1 protein-coding gene is annotated in these 10680 nt (G+C 70.2%); it reads right to left on the bottom strand.

Annotated features, from left to right (window positions below; translation table 11 throughout):
* Nucleotides 1–10080: cadherin-like domain-containing protein (locus VBO01S_RS06215; protein ID WP_062472020.1), on the bottom strand; the 10080-nt coding region annotated here is incomplete at its 3' end.
* Nucleotides 10081–10680 lie beyond the last annotated feature (600 nt).

Here is a 10680-nt window from a genome sequence, read left to right as displayed (position 1 = left end):
GCGCTCGTGCACCTCGGCCTGCCCCGTGGCCGCGCCGTTGCCGTCCACGGCGCCGATGGCCGGGTCGCCGTCCAGGCGGCCGTGGATGGTGATCGTCAGCGTGGCGGTGCTGGTGTCGCCGTCGGCATCGGTGATCGTGTAGCGCACCGTCTCGGTCAGCTGCTCGTTGGTCTTGAGCGCATTGACGGCGGCGTTGTCGTTGTCCAGCGTGTAGGTGTAGCTGCCGTCGGCGTTCAGCACGATGGCGCCATAGGTGGTCGTGAGCGACACGCCCACCGTGCCGGCCGCGCCGCCGAAGCTCACGCCCGTCACCGGCACGCCGTTGCCGTTGTCCGCGCCGTCGCGGTCGTTGGCCTTCACGTTGCCGCTCACCGTGTCGGGCACCGCATCCTCGGTGATGGCGGCCGTGTCGTCGGTGGCCTGCGGCGTGTCGTTGATGATGAGCACGGTGAGCGTGCCGTTGGCCACGTCGCCGTCGCGGTCGGTCACCGACAGCGCGATCTGCTCGGTCACTTCGGTCAGCACGCCGCCGGAGCGATGGCTCTGCGCAGCGCCCAGCGTGTAGGTGTAGCTGACCGCGCCGCCGGTCACGACGCCGTTGGGCAGCGTGGTGCCGCTGAAGCCCGTCAGCTGGATCTGGCCGTCGGGCGTGGTGATCGTGATCGGCGCGCCCGGCGTGAGCGCCTGCAGCTGCGCCAGCGTCACCACCGTGCCGCCGACGTTGATGCTAGCCACGCCGTCCGCCGCGGTGATGTTGAAGCTGCTGGCGGCGCGCTCGCCCGTGTCGGTGATGCTCACCAGGCCCGACTCGAACACCGTGACCTGCCCGGTCGCCGCGCCGTTGGCGTCGGTGACGGCGATGCCCGGCAGGTCGTTGGCGCCGCGGATGGTGATCGTGAGCGTGGCGGTGCTGGTGTCGCCGTCGGCATCGGTGATCGTGTAGCGCACCTGCTCAGTCAGCGTCTCGCCGACCGACAGCGCCTGCACGCGCGGGTCGGCGTTGTTCAGCGTGTAGGTGTAGCTGCCGTCGGCGTTCAGCACGATCGAACCGTAGGTCGTGGTGATCGACGCGCCCACCGTGCCGGCCGCGCCGCCGAAGCTCACGCCCGTGACCGGCGCCACGTTGAAATCGTCCGCGCCGATGGTGTCGTTGGTCGCCACGTTGCCCGACATCGTGTTCGGCGCGGCGTCTTCGGTGATGGCGGCCGTGTCGTCGGTGGCCTGCGGCACGTCGTCCACGATGCGCACGGTGAGCGTGCCCGTGGCCGTGGCGCCGCCGGCGTCGGTCACCTGCAGGGCGATGGCCTCGGTGCTCTCGGTCGCGCCCGGCTGCGCCACCTGCGCGCGCAGCGTGTAGGTGTAGGCCAGGTTGCCCGCCGTGGGCACGCCACCCACCGAGGTGGTGGCCGTGAAGCCCGTCAGCGTGATCGTGCCCAGCGGCGTCGTGATGACGACCGGCGTGGTGCCCAGGTTGGCCAGCTCGGCCAGCGTCAGCGTGCGGCCGCCCACGGTGACGGTCCGCAGGCCGTCGGCCGCCGACACCGTGACGACGCCGCTGCCGTTCTCGCGCGCATCGGGGCCGGCCGGGCCGTCGACCAGGCCGCGCTCGTGGACCTCGGTCTGGCCCGTGGCCGCGCCGTTGCCGTCCACCGGCACGATCTCGGGGCTGGCGTCGGTGCGGCCGTGGATGGTGATCGTCAGCGTGGTGGTCGAGGTGTCGCCGTCCGCGTCGGTGAGGGTGTAGCTCACCGTGTCCGTGAGCGTCTCGCCGTCCTTCAGCGCGTTGACGCGCGGGTCGGTGTTGTCCAGCGTGTAGCTGTAGCTGCCGTCGGCGTTCAGCACGATGGCACCGTATTCCGTGTCCAGCGCGCTGCCGACCGTGCCTGCCGTGCCGCCGAAGCTCACGCCCGTCACCGGCACGGCGGTGTCCGCGCCCTCGCGGTCGTTGGTCTTCACGTTGCCGCTCACGGGGTTCGGCGCGGCGTCTTCCGTGACGCTGTTCGTGTCGGGGTTCGCGGTGGGCACGTCGTTCACGATCAGCACCGTGAGCGTGCCGCTGGCCACGTCGCCGTCGCGGTCGGTCACGCTCAGCGCCACCGCTTCGGTCACTTCGCCCGCGCTGTGGTTCTGCGCCGAGGTCAGCGTGTAGGTGTAGCTGACCGTGCCGCCGGTCACGACGCCGTTGGACAGCGTGGTGCCGCTGAAGCCCGTGAGGCGGATCTGGCCGTCGGGCGTGGTGATCGTGATCGGCGCGCCCGGCGTGAGTGCCTGCAGCTGCGCCAGCGTCACCACCGTGCCGCCGACGTTGATGCTCGCCACGCCGTCGGCCGCCGTGATATTGAAGCCCGCGCCTGCCGTCTCGCTGGTGTCGCCCACGCTCGTCAGGCCCGACTCGTGCACCGTCACCTGGCCGGTCGCGTTGCCGTTGGCGTCGGTCACCGTGATGCCCGGCACGTCGTTGCTGGCGCCGCGAATCGTGATGGTGATCTGCGCGGTGTCGGTGCCGCTGGCGCCGTCGGAGATGGTGTACGTGAACAGGTCGGTGAGCGTCTCGCCGGCAATCAGCGCCTGCACGCGCGGGTCGCTGTTGTCCAGCGTGTAGGTATAGCTGCCGTCGGCGTTCAGCACGATGCTGCCGTGGGTGCCGGTGAGCGCGCTGCCCAGCGTGCCGGCCGTGCCGGCGCCGGCCTCGGGGCCGGTGCGGATGCCGGTGACCGTGAGCGTGGTGCTGTCGGGGTCGTGGTCGGCCTCGCCGGGAATGCGCCCGCTGATGACGTTGCTGCCCACCGAGGGCGTGTCTTCGTCGATGCTGTGCGTGTCGTCGACCGCGGTCGGCGGGTCGTTCACGGCCGTGATCGTGAGCGTGCCGGCGAGCACGTTGCTGTTCAGCGGCTGCGGGCCGCCCGCGTTGCCACCGGGCTGCACGTTGTTGCCGTCGTTGAGCACGATGGTGTAGACGCGCTCGTTGTCGGTGCCGAACGCGGTCGGGTTGTCGCTGCTGCTGCGGTAGGACAGCTGGTCGAGCACCGCCCGCACCTCGGCCACGGTGGTGTCGGCATCGAACTGCACCACCAGCGGCGCGCCGTTGCCGCCCGAGACGCTGACGCCCGGAGGCAGCGCGCCGTTGACGAACAGCTGGTCGCCCGGCTGGTAGCCGTCCAGGCTCACGGTGAGCGAGCCCGCGCCGAACACGCCGGCGGCCAGGCCGGGCGTGGTCGCCAGGTCGAGGTCGCCGACCGTGCCGCCGCTGACCAGCGCCACGGGCGGAATGCTGACGCCGGTGCCGGTCTGGTTGTTCTCCACCGCGGTCGCGCCGGTGGTGCCGCCGATCACGGGCGCGTCGTTGCGCGGCGCGATGGTGATCGACACGTTGCGCAGCACCGACCACTGGCTGGTGGCGTCGTTGACGGTGGCGCTGATGTCGCCGCTGCCCGCCGCCACCGGCGCATCGGACACGCGCACGACCAGCCCGCCGGGCGTGCCGTTGAAATCGGCCGCAGGCACGAAGCGCAGCTGCGCGCTGGTGGGCAGCAGCAAGGCGCTGGTGTCGGAGGCACCCGTCGGCACGGCGAGCCAGTCGGTGCCGTTCAGGCTGTACTCCCACGCGCCCTGCGCGGCGTTGGCGTTGTTGCCCACGATGGCGATGCCGCCGAACGAGGTCGATGCATCGCCGCCGCCGCTGATGGCCGTCTGGTTGTCGATCGCGTCGCCGTAGCCGCCGCCCAGCAGCGTGTCGACGCGCACGCCGGCACCCGTCACGTCCTCGACGCCGGCGGGCACGGTCGCATCGGTCGCCGTCGGCCGGTCGTTCACGTTGATCACCGTGGTGCTGAGCACGATGGTGCCGGCGCTGTAGACGGTGGTGCCGCCGTTGCGGGCACCGGACACGTCGACCTGGCTGCCCGAGGTGGGATCGGCGGTGGCGCTGTCGTTGTTGGTGTCGGTCTCGACCAGCCGCACGGTCAGCGTCGTGGGCGTGCCGTGGAAGTTGGCGGCCGGCACGAAGCGCAGCTGCGCGTCGGCGGCCAGCACCAGGGCGGTGCCGTCGGTGCGTGCGCCGACGGGAAGCCAGGTGGTGCCGTTGTCCAGCGAGTACTGCCAGGCCCCCTGCGCGGGGTCCGGGACGTGGCCCGTGATCGCGACGCCGAAGAAGGTGTCGGACGAACTGCCGCCGGTGCCCCCGTTGCCGCTGTTGTCGATCAGGTCGGCGCCGTCGTCGAAGTGCGAGCCGAACAGGGTGCCCACGGGGGTGCCGGCCGCGTTGTTGCCCACGTCTTCGGTGACGTTCGGCAGCGTCTGGGTGGTGCCGCCCACCACCACCGGCGCGTCGTTGACCGGCGCCACCGTGAAGACGAAGGTGCGCGTGGTGACCAGGCGGTTGCCGACCCCGTCCGCGTAGTCGAAGGTGCCGGTCGTGCTGTTGTCGCCGGGCGCCAGGACGCCCGGACGCCCGCCGGTGTGGCCCTCGTCGTTGACCACCACGGTCACGGTGAAAGCGCCGTTCCAGTCGGCCGGCAGCGCGGCGCCGGGGGCGTCGGGCAGCGCGATCGAGATGGCGTTGATGCGGCTGTTGATCTGCGCCAGCGTGCCGGTGATGGTGATGCTGGCGCCGCCCAAGGGGCCGACCGTGCCGCCGCTGCCGCCCACGCCGTTGATGACGAAGCCCGGGGGCACCGACACCGTGGCCGTCAGCACGTCGGTGGCGGCCGCGTCCTGGTCGGTGACCGTGAGGCCGGTCAGCGTGACGCTGCCGTTGCCCTCGTCCACCGTCGGGTTGCCGGCCGCGATGTGGGCCGGGTCGTTGATCGACGACGGGAACAGCGTGCGGTAGGCCGAGGCCACGTTGGCCGTCAGCCCCGCGGGGATCAGCGCGTAGGGGTTGACGTTGGTGGTGGGCACCGCCACCGTGCCGCCGTTCGCGTTGTTGTTCTCGCCGCCGTTGGCGCCGCCCGCCAGCGCGCCGCTGCTGTTCTCGCGCAGGCGGTCGTCCACGATGACCTGCACGCGGTAGGTCTGGTCGGTGTTGGCGAGGCTGCCGCCCAGCGCCACCTGCAGGCCGTCGAGGTAGGCCTGCACCTGCGCGCGCGTGCCGCGGATGACGAGCGCGCTGCCGGTGCCGTCGTAGGTGCTGTCGATGGTCACGCCCGAGCCGGCTGCATTGCTCGAGGTGATGGTGATGGCGTCGCTGCCGCCGTCCGTGTACTGCGCCGCGCCCAGCGGCGCGCCCGTGCCGTTGGTGATGCGCACGGTGACCTGCAGGAAATCGGCTTCGCCGGGCGCGATGCCGCCGCCGTCGCCGTCGATGTCCAGGTCGCGCACGACGAAGCCCGGCACGGCCGACGGCGTGCTGCCGCCCGTCAGGTACAGCGGCGTGTTCGGGTTGGTGCCCGGCGTGAGCCCGGCCGTCGGCGCGTCGTTGACCGCCACGATGGTCAGCGCCATCGTCATGTCGGGCGGGTTGTTCGACACGCTGCCGCCGCCGGTGTCGCCGCCGATCTGCGAGCCGGTGTCGTCGAAGGAGACGGTGAGCGTCACGTCGCCGGCGTCGGCGCCGTTGAGGTCGTGGTTGACGTGGGTCGCGCTGCGGTAGGTCAGGCCCGTGACGGCGCCGCTGGTGATCAGCTCCTGGATGTCGCTGGCGCGCCCGGTGAGCGTGAGCGCGCCGGTGTTGTCGCCGGCGATGGTCACGACGCGCCCGCTGGGCAGCGTGAAGCTCGTCTGCCCGCCGGTGCCGCCGATGCCCAGCGTGCCGTTGGGCACGGTCAGCCGCAGCGTGATCGGCGTGCCGAAGGCGGCCGATTCGGGGTCGGACACCACGAAGCCCGTGCCGATGTAGGTCGGCTGGTCTTCATAGACCGTGTGCACGGGCGGCACGACCAGCACGCCCGGGTCGTTCTCGCTCGACGCGCGCACCAGCACCGAGGCGGCCGCGAGGTTGCCCGTGATGTCGCCGGTGGTGGGCACCGTGTCGGCGTACCAGTCGTACTCGGTGGTCGGGATCGTGATGTTCGGCCCGCCCGGCACGCTCGGCTCGTTCTGCGGACCGCCGTTGGCGCCGGGCTGCAGCACGCCGGTGGCGGTGTCGCGCAGGCGGTCGTCGACGATCACCTGCAGCCGGTAGGCCTGGTCGCGGTCGGTGTCGAAGGTGAGCGTGAGGCCCGCCAGCGCGGCGTTCACCTGCGCGCGCGTGCCGCGCAGCGTGAGGAAGTCGCCGCTGCCGTTCTTGTCGGCGTCGACGGTCACGCCGCCCATCGAGGTCGAGCCGATGGTGGCGCCCGCGTAGGCCGCGGCATTCAGCGGGTTGCCGTTGGCGTCCAGCAGCCGCACCGTCACCTGGACGAAGTCGGTCTCGCCCTGGATCACCGCGTCCAGGTCGGTGTCGCCGACATGGAAGCCGGGCACGGGGTTGTGCGCCGGGTTGCTGCTGTCGATGTCGATGGGCCCGGCCGGCGCGGTCACCGTGGGCGCGTCGTTCAGCGGCGTGACGTAGATCCAGAACTGGCCGCCGGTCTGTTCCTTGTCGCCGTCGCTCAGCGTGAAGGTGAAGCGGTCGCTCGGCGGATCGCCGTTGGCTTCGGTGTGGCCGTCGGATTCGTCGCCCGAATTGAAATAGTAGATGCGCCCGGCGTTCACGTCGGCCTGCGTGAACGAGGAGCCCACGCCCAGCGCCACGAAGTTGACGCCGTCGGTCGAGTACATGACGCGCCCGTGCGTGGTGACGGAGGTGATCGTGTACTGCAGCTGCGTGAGCGTGCTGTCAGGGTCGAAGGCCCTGAGCATGCCCGGCGTGATCTGGCCGCGCCCGCCCTCGGCCACGGTCAGCGGCTGGTTGGCGGTGCCGGGCGGGTCGGGCTGCGTCGGGTCGGGCGCGATCACCGGCGCGTCGTTGACGTTGGTGATCTGGATGCCGACGGTGACGGGGTTCGACGCGGCGCCCCAGCGGTCCACGGCATGCACGTTGAACTGGGTCGTGCGCACCTCGGAACCGTCGCTCACGAAGCGCAGGCCCGTGGTGCCGGCGCTGCCCGTGATGAGCGAGGCATCGATGCGCTGCCCCACGGCCACGGCCACCCAGGCGGCGCCGTTCCAGTACTGCAGCTGGCCGCCGGTGGGCAGGCTGTCGAACTCGAACTGCATCGCGCCCGGCCCGCTGCCGGCGTTGTTGAAGGCGTAGTTCGGGTCGCCGTTCAGTAGCGTCGCCGAGCCTTCGAGGTAGCTTTCGCTCGCGGCGTCGTCCGCATCGACCACGCGGATCTGCCCGGTCGTGAGGTAGGCCGTCTCGCCTTCGCGGATGACCGTGTTCGACGAACCGGTGGCCACGGGCACGTCGTTGACCGGCGTGATGAAGAACGAGAAGCTGGCGTTCCAGACGTTGCGCACGCCGCCGACGGCGACACCGGCCGTCACCGAGAGCGACACGGCCGACTCGAAGTCTTCCACGTCGCCGTCGTGCTGGAAGCGGATGCGACCGGCGTTCAGGTCTTCCTGCGTGAAGGTCTCGTAGGTGTCGATGTCGACCCACGTCGCACCGTCGAAGCGCTGCAGCACGCCGTTGCGCACGGGCCCCGTGGTGCCGGTGTAGTCGGTGACCGTGTAGATCACCTGCGACGGCGGCACGCCTTCGACCACGTAGCTCAGGCCCGGCACGGTGTTGAAGTCGGAGCCGGTGCCACCCAGCACCACCGAGCCGCCTTCGCTGAGCGTGCCGCGCGTGGCGCCGTTCTGGTCGGTGCCCGCGTGGTTGGAGCCCGAGGTGGTGACGGTGCCGTCGATGGTCTGCAGCGGATCGCCGTTGCCCGCCGGGGTTTCGACGAGGTTGATCGTGAACTCGTAGGTCTTCAGCGTGCCGTCGGGGTTGCGGTCGGCGCCCTCGCGGATCACGGTGTTGCCGTTCGCGTCCCAGGTGGGCCCGAGCGTGTTGTCGACCACCTGGAAGCTGAAGGTGTCGGTGTCGCCCGCCGCCGCGCCCTGCGTCTGCACGTACTGCACGCGGCCCGAGCGCACGTCTTCCATGGTGAAGGTGCCGCCCGGCGGCAGGATCTTGCCGTCGAGCAGCAGGTAGCCCTGGTTCAGGCCGTTCATCGAGGTGACGGCGAAGGTCAGGTTGTCGTCGCTCGAGTCGACGTCGGTCGCGCCGAGCATGCCGGGCGTGAGCGTCACGGTGTAGCCGCCGCCCGCCGGGTCCACGGTCGCCTCGAGCGTGCTGCCGGGGTCGAGCACCGGGTCGTCGTTGGCCGGGCGCACGTTGATGGCGATGGTGCCCGAGGTGGACGACGGCGTGCCCGTGCCGCCGCCGGCGTCGCTCACCGTGACGCCGAAGCCGTCGGTGAACGGGTAGCTCTGCCCGTTGTTGTCGCGCTGGCCGTTGTTGCCGTAAGTGAGGCCGCCGCGGTCGTCGTAGCCGAACACGAAGCCGGCATCGATGTCGGCCTGGGTGATGGCGCGGTTGGTGACGTTCTGGGGCACGCCGCCGATCAGCACGGTCCCGGTGAAGTACAGCGTGCCGTCGGTGGGCAGGCTGGTCAGCCGCACCGTGAGGTCGCCGCTGGCGTCGTCGCCGCCCCCGTCGGCGACGATGAAATTGCCCACGACCGAGGCCGGGTTGCCGCTGGTGTCGATGGCGTTGGGCGGCTGCCCTTCGAACACGCTGCCCCCGCCCGAGACCACCGGCGGCTGGTTCAGCGGCGTGACGTTCAGCGTGATGGTGGCGTGGTCGGAGCCGGCCAGCGGCGTGGCGCCGTCGTTGACGACGATGACGAAGCTGTCGTCCAGGTTCTGGTCCGCGCCGGTGGCCGTGTGCACGTAGGCGACGCGGCCCGCGAGCACGTCGGCCTGCGTGAAGACCGAGCCCACGCCGATGCGTTCGCCGTTGAGCGTGAGGTAGCCGCGCGCGGTGTTGGTCGCGATGCCGTAGACGATCTGGCCGGTGTTCTGCGAGCCGATCGTCACCTCGGGGTCGATGGCGTTGAGCGTGGTGCCGGTCAGCAGCGTGGTGCCGCCCTCGGAGACCGTCTGCGCCGCGTCGGCCACCGTGGTCGGGTCGTTCGACGGCGTGATCGTCACGTCGAGCGCGCGGTTGGCGGTGAGCGCCGGCGTTTCCGAATCGGTGATCGACACCAGGATGCGCGTGGTGGCCGTGGCGTTGCCCAGCTCGGTGTCGGCGGCGGTGAACACCAGCTGGTTGATCCAGGCGTTGGCATCTGCCACGCTGCCGACGAAGCGGTAGCCGCCGGGCACGGTGGTGACGCCGCTCATGCTGGCGCTGGACAGCGCGCCCAGCGCGGGGTTCTCGACGGTCACGTCGACCGTGACGTTGCCCGCGCCGTCGTCGGTGAGCGTCCAGCCGCTGAGCGTGGCGCGGTCGGCGCCCGGCGCGTTGAGCGAGCTGGGTTCGCTGACCGTGATGCGCGGCGTGGTCGTCGACACGGTGGGCGCGGCCAGCAGGCCGTCGTAGTCGGCGGCGGCGAAGGCGCGCGACTCGATGAGACCCGTCGCGACTTCAAGCGACCAGTCGCCCTGGCGCGACGCCGCGCCGGTGGCGTCGCTCGACGCCGCCACATCGGCGCCCGTGGCGCGGCCCAGGGCCTGCACGAAGCGTTGCCCGTCGGCGCCCACGTCGCACCCGTAGAGCAGGATGTCGCCGTCCGCGCCCAGGCTCGCGCCGATCGCCTGCCAGGCGCCGGCCGAGCGCGCCAGGCCGGCGACGTCGAGGGTTTCGTTGCCCAGCGTGATCTCGCCCGCGCTGCCGTGGCTGAGGATGTGCAGCGCCGTGAGGCCGCTGCGCCCTTCGAGCGCCTGGCGCAACTGTTCGACGCCGGACGAGCCGGTGTCCAGCAGGATCAGGTCGGCGCCCTGCGGCACCGAGGCGGCGAGCTGCTGCCAATTGGCAACATTCTTGTCGACGACGTAGACCTCGCTGGACGAGGCCGGAGCCGGGCCGGGCCCTGATCGCGCGTCCGCTTCGGGCGTGCTTTCGCGCCCGTGCGGCACGGCAACGGGCGCTGCCGCGTCGGCGGCATGCGACGCATCCCCGTGCGGGCCCTGCGGTGCGTCCGCCGGTGCCGCCGCGGCGGCCTCCACAAAAGCGGCGCCATCAAATAGCTGCCGGCTTTCCAGCGCAAATCGATGCGCGCGTGGGCGAAGGAATTGGGGCGATTGAGACCTTGGCATGGCTCAAAGTGTGACGACAAATATGCAAATGTGTCCACCATTAACGTTCTATCTTTTCGAGCCAATACCGTCAAAAAATCGCAAAAACAACGGCTTCCTTTGCTTTTTCCCTCAATTTGAAATTAATTGTTACCCGCTCATAGTGATCCATTCGCCGGCTCATATGTGAGGCATATCCATCGCCGTATTCCTCTCCGCGCAAGGCGTTCTTCCTTCGACAGCCAGGCGATCGAAGCCTTTGCGAATTTCGTTCATTCGAATTACCCGATCTATTTCAAATTTTCAACTACGGGATTCCGTAGAAAATCGGGGCGGGAATTCCCTATTCCTTGATGGCAAAGAACTCACTGGTCATGAATGGCGCGCCAACGCCTCAATTCATCGCAACCGATTCACAACTGAAAGAGGATGTGCATGCCATCCGGCAATGAGAACTTTTGCCATAAAAATTAATTGATGCAATGCACAAGCCAAGGGTCCGGCGGCAATTCGATCGACCGGGAACCGAGC

It is taken from the genome of Variovorax boronicumulans NBRC 103145 (genome assembly GCF_001591345.1).
GTDB lineage: Bacteria > Pseudomonadota > Gammaproteobacteria > Burkholderiales > Burkholderiaceae_C > Variovorax > Variovorax boronicumulans.
This window is presented reverse-complemented; position numbering and strand designations above follow the sequence as displayed.